General features: G+C 74.6%; 15 protein-coding genes. 11 read left to right on the forward strand and 4 right to left on the reverse strand.

Features of this window, described 5'->3' with window-relative positions:
• Positions 1–84: 84 nt before the first annotated feature.
• The gene (locus tag ACFXHB_RS16550; protein ID WP_380574929.1) at positions 85–672 is read left to right on the forward strand and encodes a TetR/AcrR family transcriptional regulator; all 588 of its coding nucleotides are present in this window, start codon (positions 85–87) and stop codon (positions 670–672) included.
• A 183-nt stretch (positions 673–855) separates the two neighbouring features.
• On the opposite strand, the gene ACFXHB_RS16555 is transcribed toward ACFXHB_RS16550, so the two are convergent.
• On the reverse strand, positions 856–2,019 hold the full coding sequence (locus ACFXHB_RS16555; protein WP_380574930.1) for a GlxA family transcriptional regulator: 1,164 nt from the start codon (positions 2,017–2,019) through the stop codon (positions 856–858).
• A 224-nt stretch (positions 2,020–2,243) separates the two neighbouring features.
• Between ACFXHB_RS16555 and ACFXHB_RS16560 the strand changes: the two genes are divergently transcribed.
• A complete protein-coding gene (locus ACFXHB_RS16560; protein ID WP_380574932.1) occupies positions 2,244–3,080 on the forward strand; it encodes a S1 family peptidase in 837 nt (278 codons plus the stop codon).
• A gap of 68 nt (positions 3,081–3,148) precedes the next feature.
• Entirely contained in the window at positions 3,149–4,117 is a 969-nt protein-coding gene (locus tag ACFXHB_RS16565) for a GlxA family transcriptional regulator (RefSeq protein ID WP_380574934.1), read from the forward strand.
• 92 nt (positions 4,118–4,209) lie between these two features.
• Here the strand turns inward: ACFXHB_RS16565 and ACFXHB_RS16570 are convergent, their stop codons facing one another.
• The gene (locus tag ACFXHB_RS16570) at positions 4,210–5,298 is read right to left on the reverse strand and encodes a hypothetical protein (protein WP_380574935.1); all 1,089 of its coding nucleotides are present in this window, start codon (positions 5,296–5,298) and stop codon (positions 4,210–4,212) included.
• A 654-nt stretch (positions 5,299–5,952) separates the two neighbouring features.
• Between ACFXHB_RS16570 and ACFXHB_RS16575 the strand changes: the two genes are divergently transcribed.
• A complete protein-coding gene (locus tag ACFXHB_RS16575; protein ID WP_380574936.1) occupies positions 5,953–6,456 on the forward strand; it encodes a beta-class carbonic anhydrase in 504 nt (167 codons plus the stop codon).
• 73 nt (positions 6,457–6,529) lie between these two features.
• On the opposite strand, the gene ACFXHB_RS16580 is transcribed toward ACFXHB_RS16575, so the two are convergent.
• Positions 6,530–7,933 carry a PQQ-binding-like beta-propeller repeat protein gene (locus tag ACFXHB_RS16580; protein ID WP_380574937.1) on the reverse strand — a complete coding sequence of 468 codons (1,404 nt, stop codon included), beginning with the start codon at positions 7,931–7,933 and terminating at the stop codon, positions 6,530–6,532.
• 318 nt (positions 7,934–8,251) lie between these two features.
• Between ACFXHB_RS16580 and ACFXHB_RS16585 the strand changes: the two genes are divergently transcribed.
• The 7 genes from ACFXHB_RS16585 (at position 8,252) to ACFXHB_RS16615 (ending at position 14,370) form a co-directional block, all read left to right on the forward strand.
• Positions 8,252–8,773 (forward strand): putative immunity protein, encoded by a 522-nt coding sequence (locus tag ACFXHB_RS16585; protein ID WP_380574938.1) that lies wholly within the window; start codon positions 8,252–8,254, stop codon positions 8,771–8,773.
• 387 nt (positions 8,774–9,160) lie between these two features.
• Positions 9,161–9,721 carry an RNA polymerase sigma factor gene (locus ACFXHB_RS16590; RefSeq protein WP_380574939.1) on the forward strand — a complete coding sequence of 187 codons (561 nt, stop codon included), beginning with the start codon at positions 9,161–9,163 and terminating at the stop codon, positions 9,719–9,721.
• Complete coding sequence (locus ACFXHB_RS16595; protein ID WP_380574940.1) at positions 9,718–10,533, forward strand: zf-HC2 domain-containing protein; 816 nt, start codon at positions 9,718–9,720, stop codon at positions 10,531–10,533. Before ACFXHB_RS16590 ends, ACFXHB_RS16595 begins: the two co-directional genes overlap by 4 nt.
• A 32-nt stretch (positions 10,534–10,565) precedes the next feature.
• The gene (locus ACFXHB_RS16600) at positions 10,566–11,372 is read left to right on the forward strand and encodes an ATP-binding cassette domain-containing protein (RefSeq protein WP_380574941.1); all 807 of its coding nucleotides are present in this window, start codon (positions 10,566–10,568) and stop codon (positions 11,370–11,372) included.
• Positions 11,369–12,769 (forward strand): hypothetical protein, encoded by a 1,401-nt coding sequence (locus ACFXHB_RS16605; RefSeq protein ID WP_380574942.1) that lies wholly within the window; start codon positions 11,369–11,371, stop codon positions 12,767–12,769. The genes ACFXHB_RS16600 and ACFXHB_RS16605 overlap by 4 nt, the downstream gene beginning before the upstream one ends.
• A complete protein-coding gene (locus tag ACFXHB_RS16610) occupies positions 12,766–13,341 on the forward strand; it encodes a hypothetical protein (protein ID WP_380574943.1) in 576 nt (191 codons plus the stop codon). Before ACFXHB_RS16605 ends, ACFXHB_RS16610 begins: the two co-directional genes overlap by 4 nt.
• Positions 13,342–13,527: 186 nt before the next feature.
• Positions 13,528–14,370, forward strand: a complete 843-nt coding sequence (locus ACFXHB_RS16615) for a class I SAM-dependent methyltransferase (protein ID WP_380574945.1) — start codon at positions 13,528–13,530, stop codon at positions 14,368–14,370.
• Between the two features lie 132 nt (positions 14,371–14,502).
• Here the strand turns inward: ACFXHB_RS16615 and ACFXHB_RS16620 are convergent, their stop codons facing one another.
• Complete coding sequence (locus ACFXHB_RS16620) at positions 14,503–18,162, reverse strand: hypothetical protein (RefSeq protein WP_380574946.1); 3,660 nt, start codon at positions 18,160–18,162, stop codon at positions 14,503–14,505.
• Between the last annotated feature and the right edge of the window lie 299 nt (positions 18,163–18,461).

The following is an 18,461-nucleotide window of genomic DNA, read 5'->3' on the forward strand; positions in this document are numbered from 1 at the left end:
GCCGACCGCTCCGGGTAGAATCCGGAGCGCTGCTCCGGAAAGGAAACCGGAGCGGTGCTCCATTTGTCAACGGCGAGGATCAGCATGCCCATCGAGCCACCTCCGGGCGCGGCGCGCGCTCCGCGCGCCGATGCCCGGCGCAACCGCGACCGCGTCCTCGAAGCGGCGGCCGAGGTCGTCGCCGAACAGGGCACCCAGGCCTCGCTGCGGGACGTCGCCCGCCGGGCCGAGGTCGGACTCGGCACGCTCTACCGGCACTTCCCGACCAGGGACGCCCTGTTGGAGACCCTGCTGCGCCGGCGCTTCGAGCTGCTCGCCGAACGGGCCGAGGTCCTGGCCGCCGCCGGGCCGCCCGAGCGCGCGCTGGCCGACTGGCTGTACGAGTTCACGCTCGGCGCCGGTGCGTACCAGGGCCTCCCGGCCACCCTGATGGCCACCCTGAGCGACGTCGAATCTCCCCTGCACGCCTCCTGTCTGACGATGCGCCAGGCCGGTGGCCGGCTACTGCTGGCCGCTCAGGAGGCCGGTGACATCCGCGCGGACGTGGCAGCCGTCGACCTGTTCGCCCTGGTCAACGCGCTCGGATGGATCACCGACCAGGCTCCGGGCCTCGTCGAGCGCCGGGAGCACCTGTTCCGTCTGGTGATGGACGGCCTGCGGCCCCGGGGGTAGCGCGAGGCGTGGCCGGTGGTGGGTGGCCTGCCCTGCCGGGCCGTCGCGGGTGGTGAGTTCGTGGGTGCACCGCTGAACCTCCGGCGCGGTCCGCCGGCCCGGACGGGCGTGGCGGCGGCGGTCTCCGGACCTGAACCCGCCGATCCCGCGGGGTCGTTGTGATCCGGCCGATCGAGGGGGGATTCAGTCGGGGACCGTGTGCCGTACGCCGGCCGCTCCCTTCCGGGGTCGGCCGGCATCGGCGTTGGTGCCGGACGGGTCCTCGGCCGTCCGCCCCTCGGCCGTCCGGCTGTCCGCCGTCCGCCCCTCGGCGGTCCGGCCGTCGGCCCAGGTGAGGGTGGAGACGAGGGAGCGGAAGGCGGCCCGGTAGGTACGCGGGCTGGTGCCCGTGTGGTGCAGGAAGTGGTGGCGCAGGTTGGCGGGCGTGCCCAGCCCGGTGCGGGCGGCGATGCGTTCGACCGGCTCGTCGCCGCGCTCCAGCAGGCGCTGGGCCCGCTGGACGCGCGCGCGGAGCAGGTACTGGAGCGGGGGCAGCCCGGTCTCGGCGCGGAAGCGCCTGGTCAGGCCGCGGACGGTCAGGCCCGCGTGGTCGGCGAGGTCGTGCACGGTCAGCGGGCGGTCGAGGTGGGCCTCCAGCCACCGGATCGTGGGTCCGAGGCGGGAGCCGCCCCGGCCGGCCGTGCCGACGGCGGATGCTGCGGACGCGGTGACGGTGGCGACCGGTTCGGCTGTCTCGGCGGCTTCGGTGGGTTCGGCGGCTTCGGTGGGTTCGTGGAGCTGGAGGAAGACCTGCCGCTCCGTCTCCACGGCGACCGCCTCGCCGTGGTCCAGCGTGATCAGCCGCAGACAGAGGTCGACACCGCCGAGCACGCCCGCCGCGCTGAAGAACGGCGCCGCGTCCACGACCGCGCCCTCCGGGTCGACCTCGACCCGGGGGTGGCGCTCCGCCAGTTCCGCGGCGTACCGGCGGCCCGTCGCGGCCCGCCGGCCGTCGAGCAGTCCGGTGGCGGCCAGGGTGAACGTTCCGGTCCCGATCGCGCCGATCCGGCTGCCCCGGCCCGCGGCCGCCCGCAGTGCGTCGACCACCCCGGACGGCGGCTCGTCGCGGAAGCCGTCGTGCCCGGGGAGCAGCACGGTGTCCGCGTCCGCCAGCCCCTCCAGGCCCCAGGGCGTGTCGAGCCGGAAGGGCGCCGGCGCGGCCGTCGCGCGGAAGCCCGGCCCCGCGCAGTACCGCACCTCGTACGCGACGTGCGGGTGGTGCCGCGCGGCGGTGCCGAAGGAGACCCCCGGCCCGGTGAGCTGATGGCCCGGTACTCCGTCGAGGGCGAGGACTGCGATCACTGGCATGTCCGGAATTTAGCCGAGGGTGACACCGGGGCCGCTGTTCCGGGCGCCGGCCGGTGCGCAGGATGGGCGGTACGCGGCGCCGGAAGCGGGGGGCCGCCCGGCCGCCACCACCGGTGCGGTCGTACCACCCCGTCGTCCGTCCGCGTCGAAGCGCGGTTTCGCGCGGCCCGGGTACCCCGCGTACCCCGGCGTACCACTCATGCCTCCGAAGGAAGGGACCTTCCATGTCCAGCATCAGTTCTCTGACGCGCCGGGTGGCGCGTGCCGCCACCGTCGCGCTGGCCGCGACGGTCTGCGCCACCGCCATGACCGGCAGTGCCGGTGCCATCGTCCACGGGCAGGACGCCGACGGGCGGTACCCGTTCATGGCCTCGATCCCGCTGACGGCGCCGGCGGCGGGTCTGCTCGACGGCGTCTGCGGCGCGACCCTGATCCACCCGCGGTGGGTGCTGACGGCGGGCCACTGCGTCGACACCCGGCCCGAGGTCGGCGTGGTCCTGGGCGGGACCGTCCGCGTCGGTTCGGACCACCGCACGTCCGGCGGCACCGTGCGGTCCATGGAGCGGATCGTCACCCACCCCGGCTACGCGATCGGCGCGGGCGGGGGCGGCGCCAACAAGGACGACCTCGCGCTGATCCGGCTGGACCGGCCGGTCACCGAGCAGCCCCTTCGGATCGCCGACCGCCCGGCCCGGCCCGGTACCCCGACCAGGCTGCTCGGCTTCGGCAGCGTCGCTGACGTGGACACCCCGCAGAAGGCCGAGTTCGCCGACCGGCTGCAGCAGTTGGAGACCCGTCGGGGAGCCGTCGACGAGTGCGCCCCCGGCCGCGCGGGGTGGCTGCGCCTCTGCACGGTCAGCCAGGTGCCGGGCGCCATGGCCTGCTTCGGGGACTCGGGCGGTCCGCAGCTCCAGAAGGGCCGCGGCGGGCGCTGGGAGCTGGTCGGTGCCACCTCGGGCGACGGGGACACCGACCCGACCTGTTCGACGGGCCCCGGCCTGTACAGCAGCGTCCCCGCGTACGCGAGCTGGATCTGGAAGACGATCCACCAGACCGACTGACGGTGGGTCGTGCCCCGGTCGCCCTGGACGGCCGGGGCCCTGATCCCGACTTCGACTACATTCCGGGTATGTCGGTCATCGCCGTACTCGTCCTCGACGGGCTGCCCGGACACCACCTCACCACCCCGGGGCTGGTGTTCGGGACGGCCGCGCGCGAGCACCCGGGCGTCGCCTACGAGGTGCGGCTGTGCGCCGCCCCCGGCCCCCTGGGCATCGGGCTCCCGGCGCCGCTGCCCATCGCCGTCCCGCACGGGTTGGAGGGCCTCGCCGACGCGGATGTCGTCCTGGTGCCCGGTCACGACGGGTCCCGGGCGCAGCCGCCACCCGGGGCCGGGGTGGTCGACGCGCTGCGGGGCGCCGCAGCCCGGGGCAGCCGCATCGGCGCGGTCGGCACGGGAGTGTTCACGCTCGCCGCCACCGGTCTGCTCGACGGCCGGCGGGCGACCACCGGCTGGCGCCACACCGAGGAACTCGCGCGGCTGCACCCCCGGATCGAGGTCGACCCGGCCGGGTCGGTCGTGGCCGACGGCCCCTTCCTCACCTCCGCCGGGATCTTCGGCGGTATGGACGTCTGCCTGCGCCTGCTGGCACAGGACCACGGCGAGCGGACGGCCGGTGAGACGTCCAGGGAACTCCTCACGCCCCTGCTCCGGCACGCGGACCGCGTCCAGGAGGACATCGACCGCGAACGCGCGGGCAGTGCCGGCATCGAGCCGACCCTGCGCTGGCTGAAGGCCCGCCTCCACCTCCCGCTGACCCCCGCCGACATCGCCGCGCACGCCGGGATCAGCGTCAGCAGCCTCAACCGCCGCTTCCGCGCCCAGGCCGGCGTCAGCCCGCCGCGGTACCTGCTGCGCCTGCGGCTGGACCGGGCCCGCGACCTGCTCGTGGACACCGACGAGCCGGTGGAGCGGGTGGCGGCCCTCGCCGGGTTCACGTCGGCCGCGAGCCTGCGGCACCACTTCGCCCGGCAGACCGGCAGCACGCCCCGCGCCTACCGCGCGCGGCACCGGTCGGTCATGTCCGCGGTGGGGTGACTTCCGGGCGGAGGCCCTCGATCACGGATTCGGTCAGGCGGGGTGCCTGCGCTCAGCCCTGTGGATCGTCGCGGGGGCGGATCCGGGCCGGGTCAGCCCGACGGGGCAGGTGCGTTCCTCCGCCGTCGCCACCAGCGGTGTGTGGCGCGGCTCGCCTCGTGCCGGGCCTGTGCGGCGACCAACCTGTCCCTCATCGCCGTGGTGTCCGGGTGGGTCGGTCCGAGGGTCGGTTCGGTCAGCGCGAGCGCGTCGTGCAGGGCCTCCTCGTCGTCGACGGAGTGTCGGAGGAGCTTGACGGGGATGTCGTCGGGTGCCAGCCAGGCGAGGGTGCTCAGAAGGGTGACGGCGAGCGGGTTGCGATTCTGGAGAGTCCGTACCGTGTGGGCCCAGATCCTGGCGATGGTGCGTTCCGGGTCCGTCCCGTCCGCGGCCTTGTGGAGTTTGGTGTCGAGGCTTCGGCGATACGCGTCGATGGTAACGGTCGGGTGTTCGGCGAGGTAGGCGCCGGCCTGGTCGAGGGCGAGGGGCAGGTACCCGAACTCGGCGGCAAGGGCCGCGGCTTCATGCCGCTCACGGGGGCACGGTGTGCGGCCTCCCATGGAGAGGGTGAGGAGCAGCTCGGTGGCTCGCTCCGGGGCGAGCGCTCCGAGTTCACAGGTGGGGATGGAGCGTGGCCAGCCGGTGGTGCGACGGGTGGTGATGAGGTGGTGGCCACCGGCGAGCGCGCCGATATAGGGGTCGAGGTCCCGTGGTGCCTCGGCGTTGTCGAAGACGAGCAGCCATCGGGGGTGCCAGTGGAGCCACGCGGTGGCCCAGGCGACGCACTCCTTCTCGGTGGCCTTGCCGGCCCAGGAAGGATGGAGAAGTACGGCGAGGGCGGCGAGGGACTGTTCGATCCTGTTGGGGGATTCGGCGTTGATCCACCAGATGAGCGTGTAGTCCTGGCGGTGCCGGTGGGCGTACATCAGGGCGAGGGTGGTCTTGCCGATGCCCCCGAGCCCGTGGACGGTCGGTGGTCGGCTGACCGCGGTGCCGCCGTCGGTCGTGAGGGCGCGGCGCAGCCAGGCGAGTTCGTCGTCGCGGCCGATACAGATCGGCTGGGGTGCGAGGTTGCCGGCACCGGGCGGTGCGACGATGTCCCGAGTGGCGTTGAGGACATCGGTGGGCAGTGAGGTGCACATCGCCACTGAAGGCCGCACCGATGGAATCAGCCGCGACTGCACGGTGGCCCGAAGCGGTGATCGGTCGATTCGGTTCGATCACGACGCGCTCGCCGTGACGACCGCGCGTGCGGCGCTCAACAGTTTCACCCCGAGGAGAAGTCGGCCGAAGCTTGGCGGCCATTGTCGCACCTGGTGCGGTCGGTCGACGCCCGAACTCGGTCACGTGGCTTGAGTGGTGGCGGGTTCACCCTGGACGTGGGCGGTGTGCGGATGTGGACAGGGGGTCGGGCGCTGCGGCGGGGGAGGGGTTGGAGCTGCTCCCGGTTCCCCGTTCGGGTGGTGACGGGTGGATTCCCTGGCGTTCGGGCCGGGTTGGGGGTTAGCGTGCGGCTATGACCGAGCTTGTCCGCCGTCGTCACGTCGACTACGGCCGCCTGTCCAGCGCGAGTTGTCCGCTCGGCCGCTGACGCACGGTTCTCCGCACGCCGCTGCCGTGCGCCTCTGATCTGCGCGCTCCCGTGTCCGGCTGTCGCCGTCCGGTCCCGCCCGGGGCACGACCCGGAGCGACACCCGACCTCACCCGGGCGCCGACGTCGTCGTTCGCCGCGCCCGTCCGCGTGCCCGTCCTTGACCTCCTCCGCCGTCGCAACTCCGCCCTCGAAGGGGACAGCCATGACCGAACCCGGTACCGCCACCGAGCACTACCTCCGCAACAACGCGGCCTACGCGGTCGACTTCCAGGGGCCGCTGCCGCTGCCGCCGGCCCGCCAGAGCGCCGTCCTGGCCTGCATGGACGCCCGGCTCGACGTCTACGCGGCGCTCGGGCTGGACGAGGGCGACTCGCACGTGATCCGCAACGCCGGCGGTGTCGCCACCGACGACGCGATCCGGTCGCTGGCGATCAGTCAGCGGCTGTTGGGGACCAGGGAGATCATCCTGATCCACCACACCGACTGCGGGATGCTGACATTCGGCGACGACGCCTTCCGCGAGTCGATCCGGGAGGAGACGGGCATCAAGCCGCCGTGGGCGGCGGAGGCCTTCGCCGATCTGGAGACGGACGTCCGGCAGTCCGCTGCCCGGATCCGGAACAGCCCGTTCGTCCCGAAGACCGACGCGCTGCGCGGCTTCGTCCTCGACATCGCGACCGGCAAGCTGGCGGAGGTCGTGCTGTAGCGGGGGGCACCCCGCCCCCCGGTGCCCCGCGCCCGCACGGGCCGGGGCACCGGGCGCGGGCGAGGGGACGGTCTCAGCCGAGGGAGACGGCCTCGACCTCGCGGCGCGCGTTGGTGAAGCAGAGGACTCCGCCGACCAGCGCGGGCACCCCGTCGCCGTCCGGGCTCAGGCTCATGGGGTAGGGCGGGCCCAGTGCCCGTCCGGTCGCCGCGTTCCGGGTCGTCAGACCGGTGTGTCCGATGGTGTGGACGGCTCCGGCCGTGACGAAGGGCGCGACGAGCAGCGTCCCCTTCTTCGGTCGGCGGGGCCACATGTCGTGCCCGGTGGCCGGCTCCACGGCCGCGAGCGTGGTCGCGTTCTCGACCAGGAGGACGCGGCCCTCCGCCACGGTCGGCGGGTGGGTGATGTCGGGGGCGCTCCACCTGGTCCGGCCGTCCTCGGCGGCCACGGCGTGCAGGTGGCGGTCCTGGGTCCGCAGGAAGACCGTGCCACCCGCGACCGTGAGATCGGCGGGTGCGCCCTCGAACCACGCGGAGATCCACCGCTCGGAGCCGGTCGCCGCGTCGATGGCGTGGAGGCGGAGCCGCGGCGGCGCCGTCTCGATCACGTGGACGGTCCCGGCGGACACCGACCACAGCTCGGACAGCGGCGCGTCCGTCGGATACAGCCAGTGCCCGCTCCCGTCCTCCTCGTGCAGTCCCGCCACGCGGTCCGGGACGCGTCCGGTGCCGGACGCCCTGGCGCCCAGGGCGACCACGTGACCGGCCGTCGTCCGTGGCGCGGAGACGATGTGACAGTCCATCTCCGTCATGGTCCAGAGCCGGTCCCTGCGCCGCAGGTCCATCGCCACGACGAGGCCGTCCGGGCCGACGGTGAGGACGGTCCCGCCGGAGACACTCGTCCTGCCTTCGTGGAGCGAGAGGCGGGGGCTCCAGCGGTGCCGCCGTCCGGTCCGCAGCTCGACCGTGTTGATCTCCCGGTTCAGGCCCTGGAAGCAGAGGTGTCCCGCGCCGAGGAGGGGGCCGGAGCCGGTCCCGGTCGTGACGAGGGGCCGTCGGTGCCCGTCGCGGGAGTCGAGGAGGTGGAGCTGGGTGCCGGTGCGCACCACAAGGGCGTCGTCCAGGATCAACGGCTGGTGGACCGGGGCCGGTTCGGACCGGTCCTTGCCCGGCGGCGACCCGATCGGGACCGGACCCCACACCCGTGCGGGGGGCTTGCGGCCGGGCTCCTTCCGGCTCCGCGCCGGAGCCTTGCGCGCCGGCGGACGCGGTGCGTCGTCGGCTCCCGGCGGGTGCGGCGGTGACGCGGGCGGCACGGTCGGCGCGGTCGGCGCGGTCGGTTCGGGGGCCGGGCGCGTACCGACCACGGTGACGGTGATGTGCTGGGCCTGGAACACGTGGCCGTGCACGGTCGCGTGGCCGGAGACCCGGTTGATCGTCGCCGGCGGCGGGTGCGGGGCCTCTCCCGTCCTGCCCATCGGCGGATCCTCCTCGTGCCCTGCGCAGTGCGACCGTCGGATGCCCACACCTACTCGATCCGCCCCGGCGCCCGCCAGTCCATCGGCGCCCCGGCCGCCGCCGCCCCGTCCCGGCGTCACCGGCAGGCCTCCCGCGCTCCGGTGAACCCGCAGGTCGGAGGGGTTGGCGCGGCGCCGGCCCGGTTCGGGACGGCCCCGACACTCCGTTCGGTCCTCGTCCACCGGTCCGGTCGCCCCGCGCCGGAGGCCACCGGGCGTCCAAGCGGCCTCCGGGCGCCCGCGGCGACAGGAACCGCCGGCAGCGGGCAGGATGGTCGGATGGACACGGTGACCATCAGCGACGAGGACCGCCGGCTGCTCGGATCCTGGGCGGCCGAGCGCGCCGAACGGGTACTGCCGCTGTTCGAGGCGAAGGCCCCGGCCGACACCCGCCCCCGTGAAGCTGTCGAGGGCATCCGGGCCTTCACCCGCGAGGGGAGGCGGACGGCGCAGCTGCGTTCGGTCGCCGTCGCGGCCCTCGCGGCCGCCCGGGAGGTCGGCGACCCGGTCGCCACGGCGGCCGCCCGCGCCGCGGGCTACGCGGCGGCGAGCCCCTACATCCACCCGATCGCCACCCCGCACCAGGCGAAGCACGCGCTCGCGCCGGCGATGTACGCGGCGCTCGCCCGTGAGCTGGCGGCGGGCGGCGACCCCGGCGTGGGGGACGAGGAGCTTCGCCGGGCGATCGAGCAGGTGCCGCGGGCGGTCGCGGACATCGTGCGGCAGATGCCGGTCTTCGTCCCCGGCCGCGGCCGGCTGGACGCGTTCCGCGACCGCCTCGAAACCGCCCTGCGGGGCTGAGTGGCGGAGCCGCGCCGCACCCCGCGGGGCTGTGGGGAGGCCCCGTTGTCGCGCTCGGTCGGTCAGGGGATCGCCCGACCGGTTCGCCGGCCTCGACCTCACTCCCGTCGAGATCGGTGGCGCATCGGCCGGTGAGCGGCGGGGCACGGCGCCGGAGCGGCAAGGACGGCAGCGCCAGGGGTGCCCCCGCCCCCGTTCCCGCCTCTGCCCCCGCCCCTGCTCCCGTCGCCGCCTCCGCTGACGCGGGCTCGGATCGCCCCCGGGGAACGGGGGTTGGGGGCCAGGGCCCCCGAGCGCCCCGGTGCCTCGCAAACCTCCACCCCCGCCCCTGTGACGCGGATCACTCCAGATCCAGAACCCGTGCGCCGGATCCGTCGTCTGGCTGGTGTGAGATCACGCAGGAGAGCACTGGACCAGCTGGACGAGGAACGCCTCCTCCGGCTGGTCGCCAAGGGTGACCGCGCGGCGTTCGACGAGCTGTACCGGCGCACGTCGCCGTGGCTGGCCGTGCGGCTGCGCCGGCGCTGCGCGGACGAGCAGATCGTCGCCGAGGTCATGCAGGAGACCTATCTGGCGGTGTGGCGCGCGGCCGGCGCGTTCGCCGGGAGCACGGTCGGCGGCACGGCCGTCGGGTGGCTGTGGACGATCGCGGCGCGTCGCCTGGTCGACGCGTTCCGGCGCCGTGCCCACCACGCGGAGCCGCCGGTTGCCGCCGCCGGGGCGGTGGTGGTGCCCGCGGCGGAGGACGAGGTGCTCGCCCGGACCGTCGGCGGCGACGTCGGCGACGCGCTGCGGCAACTGGCGCCGGAACTGCGCCAGGTCCTCCAGGCGATGGTGCTCGACGGGCTCACCGTCCGGGAGACGGCCGTCCTGCTCAGACTGCCCGAAGGCACGGTCAAGACCCGCGCCCGCCGGGCCCGGATCGCGATGCGGAAGGCGATGGCATGAGCGACGATCACGCGTCCACGCGGTTGATCGACGACTACGCACGTGGTGACGCGGCGATGGCCGCGGACACGGTGTGGGCCCTGGAGGCCCATCTGGAGACCTGCGCGACCTGCCGGGGCCGGCTGTCCGCCGCCGTGGCGACCGGGGCACCCGGCATCGCCGCGCTCGTCGACAGCGTCCGGGCCGGGCTGGAACCGCGGCTGACCCCTGTGGGCCGGGCGCCCTCGCGACGACTCCGCCCGGGGTGGGTGTCGGCCTGGATGACACCGGCGATGACCCCGTGGCTGGTCATGACCGTCACGGTGGTCCTGCTGGCGCTGCTGCTGGACGTGGCCGGCCCGCCGTCGCGGCTCGGCGACGCCTCGCCGGTCCTGCTGGTCGCGCCCGTGCTGCCGCTGTGCGGGGTCGCCGCCTCCTGGTCGCGCGGCCTGGACCCGGCCTACGAACTGACGGCCTCGACCGCCCGGGCCGGTCTGCCCCTGCTGCTCAGGCGCACCACGGCGGTCCTCCTGGTGGCCCTGCCCGGGCTCCTGCTGGAGGGGTGGCTGACCGGCGCCATGACGGCAGCGCAGTGGCTGCTGCCCTCGCTGGCCTTCACCTCCACCGCCCTGGCGCTGGGCAGCGTGGTCGGCGTGACCCGCGCCGCCGCCGCGCTGGTGGCCCTGTGGGGGGTGGTCGTCGTCGGACCGGCCTGGTCCACCGGCCACGTCCCCCTCGTCCTGGCGGCGGACCGGCTGCCCTTCTGGGGGCTGCTCCTCGCCCTGGGCAGCGGCGCCGTGATCGCCCGCAGAAACGCCTACGCGACCCTCTGACAACGTTGTCGACCCTTGGAAGGACCCACCGCATGACACCCACGACGAGCGTGGTCGACACCGCGCCGAAGACGTACGCCTGGGAGGTCCGGGCCACCGGCCTGAGCGTCCGGGCCGGGCGGAAGACGGCCGTGGACGGGCTCGACCTCTCCCTCGGCCTCGGTACGCACGGCCTGCTCGGGCCCAACGGGGCGGGCAAGACCACCCTGATCCGGGCCCTGGCCACCGTGCTGCGCCCCGCCGGGGGCGAACTGGAGCTGCTCGGCGACCCGGTGGGCCGGATCGGTGACCACCGGGCGCTGCGCCGCCGGATCGGCTACCTGCCGCAGGAGTTCGGCTACTACAAGCGCTTCACGGTGCGCGAGTTCGTCGAGTACATGGCCTGGTTGAAGGAGGTCCCGAAGGCGGACATCCCCGGGGCCGTCCAGCGGGCGGTGGAACGGGTCGGTCTGGCGGACCGCGCCGACCACCGGATGAAGACGCTGTCCGGCGGCATGGTCCGGCGGGCCGGCATCGCCCAGGCCATCGTCAACGACCCCGTGCTGTTGCTGCTGGACGAGCCGACGGTCGGCCTGGACCCGGCGCAGCGGCTGCGCTTCCGCGAGCTGCTGCAGGAACTGGGCCGCGACACCTGTGTGGTGGTCTCCACCCACCTGGTCGAGGACGTCGCGGCCGCCTGTACCGACGTGGTGCTCTTCGCCGACGGCCGGCTCGTCTTCCAGGGACCGCCGGAGGTGCTGGCCGCCGCGGGCGGCCCCGAGTACCCGGGCGACAGCCCCCTGGAGCGCGGCTACTCGGCGCTGCTCAGCCACTCCGAGCGGCCCGGGGGCACCTGGTGAGCGCACGTGTGCTGCGGACCGAGCTCAGGCGCTCGGCCGCCCCGTGGGGCGGCGTCCTCATCCTGGGGGCCAGTCTGGCGGTCTTCTGCCTGATCGACGGGATCTGGTGGCGGGGCGCCACCGGGTGGACGGCCCAGTGGACCTCGATGGCCCTGTGGACCCGGTCCCTGCTGGGCTTCTGGTGGCCGCTCGTGGTGGGCCTCGGGGCGCTGTACGGGCTGCGGGACTCCCGCTCGCGGATGGGCGAACTGCTGCTGACCACGCCGCGGCCGGCCTGGCGCCGGGCGGCGCTGCCGGCCGGCGCGCTGGCGCTCGCGCTGGCGGTGGGCTTCGGCCTCCTCGTCCTGGTGGGCGGGGTCCAGGTGGTCCTGGGCGGCACCACCTACCTGCCGCTCGGCTGGGTGCCGATCTCCTTGGTGGCGACGCTGGCGCTGGTCGCCGGCGCGGTGTTCGGGATGGGCGTCGCGCGGGCCCTGCCCTTCGCGCTCACCCCGCCGGCCCTGGTGGTGGCCGTCCTCCTGACGGCGGGTCTCCTGCTGCGGCCGAACGCCGAGGGTGAACGGCCCGCCAGCCGCGCGCCGAACCTGCTCGCCCAGCTCTCCCCGGTGACCGCGGAACCGCGGGAGCTGCTGCTGACCCTGTCCGGCTCCACGCACCTCGGGCAGACGCTCTGGCTGCTCGGTCTGCTCGGCACCGGCTTCGCGCTGCTGGTGGCCGCGAGCCGCCGGGCGCGGCTGCTCGCGGTGGTTCCCGTCCTGGCCGGCGCCGCGCTGGCCCTGCTGGTCCTGCCGGCCCAGCCACGGGACACCTATGTCGTCGACCGGGCCGGCGCGGCGCCGGTCTGCGACGGTCCGGTGTGCGTGACGACGGTGAACCGGCACCGCCTGCCCGGGCTCGCGCCGCAGGGCGAGGAGGCCCTGCGGGTGCTGCGCGACGCCCTGGGGGACAAGGCACCGGGCACGGTGCGGGAGGACACCGCACTGCGCTCGCTCGGGGAGAACCGCCGGCTCTCCGGCGACGTGCTGCTGGTGGACTTCGACGAAACGCTGATGGGCGAGGCGGAGGGCCCGCGGCTGACCCGCGTCCTGGTCTCCCAGGGCCTGGCCCCGAACTGTTACGGGCACAACTCCCGCGAGGGCGGCGGTCTGGAGGACATCGCCGTCCAGAGCCTCGCCGCGAGCTGGGCGCTCGGTGACGCCCGGATCGAACCGCTGGAACCGAGGGAGGCCGACCCGTACGCGCGCACGGCCTGGGAGCGGGCCGACGCCGCCTGGGCGAAGCTGACGGCGCTGCCGCCGGCCGAACAGCGCGCGCGGATGGCCGAGCTGCGCGAGGCCGCGATCTCCTGCGCGCCGGGCGATCCGTTCACGGCACTGCTGGGGGAGGCGGCCCGATGAGATGGCTGGTGCTGTACGGACGTGCACGGCAGGTGCCGGCCTCGGCCGCCGTGTGCGCGCTCACCGCCCTGGCCCTGTGGTCCCTCGCCCCGGGCAGCGGTGAGGGACGGGTGGACCTGGCGACCGTGGTCCTGGTGCTCACCGCGAACGTGGCGGCCGCCGGGCTGGGGCTCGGCGGGCAGGACGTCCTGCTGGAGCGGACGGCCGCGATCCGGTGGGTGACCCGCCGGGCCGCGCACGTCCTGCTGATCGGCGCGGTCGCCGGTGCGGCGCTGCTGGCGGTCCAGGCGGCCGGCCCCGAACTGGCTCCCGTCGCGCTCGTCGCCCGGGACAGTGCGGGTCTGGTCGGCCTGGCCGCGCTCGGCGCGACGGTGTTCGGGGCGCAGTTCGCGTGGACCCTGCCGACCGGTTGGCTCGGCCTGATCCTCTTCGGTACGGTGCCGGCCGGCAGGGTGGGGGAGGTGACCGGTTGGATGCTGATGCCGCCCGGCACCACGGCGTCCACCTGGACGGCGCTGGCCCTGCTGGTCACCGGCACGGTGCTGTACGCGGTGGCGGGCCCGCGCCGCTGACCGGCCCCGGCCCACGCGGGTGGCCGCACCGGGCCCACGCGGCCCCGCCTGCCCCCGGCCCGCCCCGCACGAGGGGCGGGCCGGGGGCACGCCCGCTGCCCCGGTCCGCTGCCCCGGTCGGTGGACCGTGGCCGGTCGCCGAAAATCGGCTTGGGCGGCGTCCGGGCCCTGGTTAGCGTGGTGCGTATGACGCAGAATCCGGTACCCGAGGACTGGCGCGCGGCCAACCGCGCGAACTGGGACGAGCGTGTCCCGATCCACGCCGACGGAGCGTTCTACGACGTCCCCGGCTTCGTCGCGGGGCGGGAGGTGCTCCGGGAGTTCGAACTCGCCGAGGTCGGCGAGGTCGCCGGGAGGAGCCTGGTCCACCTCCAGTGCCACATCGGTCTGGACACCCTGGCGTGGGCCCGGCGCGGGGCCACCGTCACCGGGCTGGACTTCTCCGAGCCGGCCGTCGCCGTGGCCGAGGGCCTCGCCAAGGAGATCGGCGCGACCACGGCCCGTTTCGTCGCCGCCGACGTGTACGACGCCGTCGAGGTGCTGGACGGGCGGACCTTCGACATCGTCTACACCGGTCTGGGGGCCCTGTGCTGGCTCCCGGACATCGACCGCTGGGCCCGTACGGCGGCGGCGCTCGTCGCTCCCGGCGGCTTCCTCTACCTCGCCGAGTTCCACCCGTTCGCCGACATCCTGGCCGAGGACGGCCGGACGGTGGAGACCGACTACTTCCGCCGCGACCCGATGGTCTGGGACGAGCCGGGCACCTACGCCGACCTGGGCGCGGCGACCACCGCGAACGTGACCGTCGAGTGGCAGCACGGCGTCGGCGAGGTCCTCAGCGCGCTGGTCACCGCCGGTCTGCGGGTGGAGTTCCTGCACGAGCACGACCTCACCCTGTTCCCGCGCTTCCCGGTGCTGGAGCGGGACGGCGGCCGCTACCGCTTCCCCGAGGGGCAGCCGCGCGTCCCGCTGATCTACTCGATCCGCGCGAGCCGGCCGGAGCGGATCCGCGCGAGCCGGCCGGAGTAGCGGGGCCGGCCGTCCCCGGCGTCGGTCGGAGTGGGGCCACGCCGGCCCCGGAAACGGCGCTGCCGCGCCGCCCGGTGGTCCGGGCGGCGCGGCAGGCTCTCCGTCTCCGCGGAGCGGGCCGGAGCCGGGGGCTCAGGCCGAGAAGTAGCCGATCAGGTCGGCGACCACGTCGGTGGCGCCCCACTGGTTGGTGAACGACACCCGCCCGTCCACCACGGGCACCATCACCAGCGCGGACACGACCTCACCCGGCCGGTAGTTGATGTTCGAGGCGTCCGGACGTTCCGTCCCGTGCGGGTAGACCGTCAGGAAGCTGGTGTTGGTGGGCCACACCACGGTGACGTTCATCAGCACCTCGGTGACGCCGGTCGAGGGCACGCCCTCGACCCCGGCCACCTTCAGGCTGACCACGTCGCCCGCCCCGCCCAGGGAGCCGATCCGGGCGCCCTCGCCGGTGCGGGTGTCCATCAGCCGCACCAGGTCGGACGCCGTGTAGGTGGCGCCCGTGCCGGAGTAGTACCCGACGACGTCGACCCCGAGGTCGACCTCGCCCCAGGCGTTGTAGAGGTCCACCTTGCCGTCCGTGCCCACCGGGACGGTCACCAGGTTGGAGACGTTCTGCCCGGTGGTGAAGCTCACGGTCGGCAGGTCGGGCACCGGCCGGCCGCTCGGGTACACCGAGATGGCGCTGGTGCGGGTGGGGTTGACGGCCGTCACGTTCATCACGACCGCGGTGACGCCGGTGGCGGGGATCCCGCCGACGCCGGCGACCTGCAGGGTCACCACACCGCCCTGACGGACCCGGCCGGCCGGGGCGCCGACGCCCGAGACGGTGTTGAGGATCCGCGACGGCGGGACGGGGACGAACCGGCCCTTGGCCGCGGCCGGGGCGGCCTTGACGGTGAACGCGTTGGCGAGCACCGTGCGGTAGCCGTCGGCCTGGATGTCGTAGCTGCCCGGCGCGAGGCCGTTGGTGTCCACCAGGACGTGCAGCGAGGTGCCGTTGGCGTTGACCGAGAGCGGGGTCACGTACGGCTGTGAGGAGACGCCGTCGCGCCGCAGGGCCAGCTTGCTGCCCAGGGTGAGGCCGTAGCCGCGGAGCTCCACCTGGACCCGCGTCCCGGCCGCGCCGGTGGCGGGGCTCACCGAGCCCACCGTCAGGGAGGCCGTCGGAGGGGCGCAGGTGGGGTACTCGCAGGTGCCCTGGAAGCTGTACTCGACCGGCGTCGCCGTCCGGCCGGGGCTGATCACCAGGACGGCCCGGCCGCCCTCGGCGGCGCTGGTGCTCTGGCACCGGGCCCCGAACACGCCGTAGTTGTTGCCGCACTGGTAGTCGAGGTCGCCGGTGGTCCACTTGCCGGGGTTCAGCAGCCGGACGAACGGCTGGAGGCTCCCGGTCGCGCTGGTGGTGCCGGAGACCGTGAAGGACTGCGAGGGCTGCATGTCGACCACCGCGCAGTACGCGGTGGACGACTCGGTGAGCACCCCGCTGCGGGTCGGGAACCCGGTGATCGACACCTGGTGCGCGGTGCACTCCGGCGCCCAGCCGGCCGAGGTGCCGACCGTCCAGGTGTCCACGTTGGCGTGGATCGTGGTGCCGCTGTACCCGGCCGCGACCACGACCATGGTGTACGAGGTCGAGCCGGTGAGCTGGCAGGGGTTCACCGCGCCGGCCCACTGGGTGCAGACGAGCTTGCCGTCGGCGTCGACGACCTGCGACTGGATCGTGCCGTCCGCGGTGCGCGCCGACAGCCACAGCTTGTCCGTGGCGGCCGCGGTGACCCGCACGCAGCGGGCGTCCAGCGCCGAGGTGAGCTCGATCGGGAGGGACGGCCCGCCGAAGGAGGTGGACGTCGGCGTGAGGCAGGTCGCGGTGGGCGAGATGTCACGCCGCACCACCTGGTAGGTGTCGCCCCAGGTGCTGTTGGTCAGCAGCGCCGTGTACGCCACACCGGGCGTGAACCGGCAGTTGAAGGCCGAGCTGTCGCCGGTGGAGCAGACCACGGTGCCCTGCGGGTCCACCACCTGCACCGAGGCGTTCACCCGGTTGGCGGTGTTGGTGTAGTCGAACTGCTCGGCGGTGGAGTGCCGGTCGGCCGGCAGGCCCAGGCAGGCCTGCCGCACGGTCGGGGTGAGCGTGAACTCCGCGCCCCAGCTGCCGTCGTAGGGGCTCTGCGGCCAGGCCAGGCAGCCCGCCGTGGTGCCGGTCCGGTGGACCACCACCTGGTAGGCCTGGCCCGGCGTGCCGGTCAGCACCACGTGGAACGGCGCGGTACCGGTCAGCTTGCAGATCGTCGACGGGTAGCCCTCGTTGCCGCACTGCTTGACGCCGGCGGCGTCGAAGACGGCGGCGGTGGCGTACCCCTCGGTCGTCGGCGGCCGGTTGAGCAGGTAGACACCCGTCCCGGAGGCCGTCGGCAGGGTCAGGCAGTCCGCCCGGCCGCGCGCGCCGAAGGTGCCCGCCGACGGGCCGGAGACCAGTCCGTCGTCCTTGCCGGCGACGCAGCCCCGGGTCTCGCTGTCCGAGCGGAACACCAGGCCGAACGCCGGGCTCTCGGCCTTGTTGGCGTCGAGCACCCAGGTGTAGGTGCCGGCGGCCAGGTCGCAGCCGACGCCCTGGATGCAGGCGCCGAAGAGCCGGACGCCGTCGGCCGTGTACAGCTCACCGGACAGGGTGGTGTCGTCCGCCGTGATCGGCGCGAAGGAGTACTTGCCGGCCGTGGTGACGTGCAGGAGGCGGCAGCGCGCCGTCGAGCCGAGGTCCGGGACGGACCCGAACGCCTGCGGCTCGATCGTCGGGCAGCCCTCGGGCGGGGCCAGTCGCTCCACGGCGAGGTTGTAGGCCACCGAGTCGCCCGGGGTGCGCTGCACCAGCACCCGGAACGGTGCCGGGCCGACGAGCTTGCAGGCGATCGTGTCACCGAAGTAGTGCGGGCACAGCTCGGTCCCGTTGGCGTCGAAGACCTGCTCGTTGGGCAGACCGGAGACGTACGTCCGCAGCGCGTCGCCGGCGGCGAGGTCCAGCGTGTAGCAGTCACCCGCGGAGCCCTGGGGCAGCGTGCGGGCGAAGGTGTTGCGCGTGCCCAGCCGGCGGTCGGCGGCGGTCACCGCGGTGCAGGCGGTGCCGGAGAGCAGCGGGAGGTAGGACAGCGAGACGCCGTTGGCGCGGAAGTCGCTGTTGCGGACCGTCAGCGTGTAGGTGCCCGCCTGGGTGGTGGCGCAGCGCAGCGCGCTGTAGAGGTTGTCGCAGCTGACGGTGGTGCCGTCCGGGGCGGTCAGCTGCGGGTAGACCGCCGAGTAGACCGCGACGGCCTGGACGAAGACCACGTCCTTGGGCTGCGCCAGCGTGAAGGTGACGGTGGCCGTCTTGTCCGGGTCGATCGCGCAGGTGGCGACCGTGCCGGGAGTCAGCGAGGCCGGACAGGGACCGGTCGGGTCGGCCGTCTTCAGCTGCTGGACGGCGTTGTCGTGCGCGGCCTTGGGGTCGGTGGCCTTGGGGTCCGACGTCTTCGGGTCCGACGTCTTCGGGTCTCCGGCCTTCGGGGCCGGGGCCGGCGGGCCGGCGGTGGGCGCCGGCTCCTGGGTGGTGCCCGGGCTCTGCCCGGTGGGCTCGCCCGACGTACTCGTCGGCTCGCTCGTCGGCGCGGCCGCCGGCTCGCTCGCGGACGAGGTGGCCGCGGGCGGGTTCACCGCGGCGGCGGCCGGGTTGATCTGGCCCATCAGTGTGGCCAGCACGGCGAACAGCAGGACGGCCGGCGCGGTGGTGACCGCCCGTATCCGTCGGTGTCGCACACGTCTGCCTGACGGCAGCATGCTCATCTCTTCCCCCATCTCAGGACGTACCTGACTGACTTCCATGGACCGCTGCGGGAGCCCAGCGCAGCCGGGAGTCTAGCGAGGCGGACCGACATCGTGATCATGGGCTCCGGCAGGGACGAGGGTGCCACGGGCGGCCCGCCCGCGCGACGGGAATAATTCGGTCGGGATCGCCTGACGCCCCGTCCGCCCGCCACTCCCGTGAGCCGTCGAAACGCCCCCGGGCCGGGCACCGCGACGGCGCGGTGCCCGGCCCGGGGAGCGGTCAGGCGGTG

The organism is Kitasatospora sp. NPDC059327, from assembly GCF_042752535.1.
GTDB lineage: Bacteria > Actinomycetota > Actinomycetes > Streptomycetales > Streptomycetaceae > Kitasatospora.

Excerpts from the sequence above, each read along its gene's own strand:
- ACFXHB_RS16600 (WP_380574941.1), top strand. The coding sequence starts at position 10,566 with ATGACACCCACGACGAGCGTGGTCGACACCGCGCCGAAGACGTACGCC.
- ACFXHB_RS16585 (WP_380574938.1), top strand. The coding sequence starts at position 8,252 with ATGGACACGGTGACCATCAGCGACGAGGACCGCCGGCTGCTCGGATCC.
- ACFXHB_RS16615 (WP_380574945.1), top strand. The coding sequence starts at position 13,528 with ATGACGCAGAATCCGGTACCCGAGGACTGGCGCGCGGCCAACCGCGCG.
- ACFXHB_RS16570 (WP_380574935.1), bottom strand. The coding sequence starts at position 5,298 with ATGTGCACCTCACTGCCCACCGATGTCCTCAACGCCACTCGGGACATC.
- ACFXHB_RS16565 (WP_380574934.1), top strand. The coding sequence starts at position 3,149 with ATGTCGGTCATCGCCGTACTCGTCCTCGACGGGCTGCCCGGACACCAC.
- ACFXHB_RS16555 (WP_380574930.1), bottom strand. The coding sequence starts at position 2,019 with ATGCCAGTGATCGCAGTCCTCGCCCTCGACGGAGTACCGGGCCATCAG.
- ACFXHB_RS16550 (WP_380574929.1), top strand. The coding sequence starts at position 85 with ATGCCCATCGAGCCACCTCCGGGCGCGGCGCGCGCTCCGCGCGCCGAT.
- ACFXHB_RS16595 (WP_380574940.1), top strand. The coding sequence starts at position 9,718 with ATGAGCGACGATCACGCGTCCACGCGGTTGATCGACGACTACGCACGT.
- ACFXHB_RS16575 (WP_380574936.1), top strand. The coding sequence starts at position 5,953 with ATGACCGAACCCGGTACCGCCACCGAGCACTACCTCCGCAACAACGCG.
- ACFXHB_RS16560 (WP_380574932.1), top strand. The coding sequence starts at position 2,244 with ATGTCCAGCATCAGTTCTCTGACGCGCCGGGTGGCGCGTGCCGCCACC.
- ACFXHB_RS16580 (WP_380574937.1), bottom strand. The coding sequence starts at position 7,933 with ATGGGCAGGACGGGAGAGGCCCCGCACCCGCCGCCGGCGACGATCAAC.
- ACFXHB_RS16610 (WP_380574943.1), top strand. The coding sequence starts at position 12,766 with ATGAGATGGCTGGTGCTGTACGGACGTGCACGGCAGGTGCCGGCCTCG.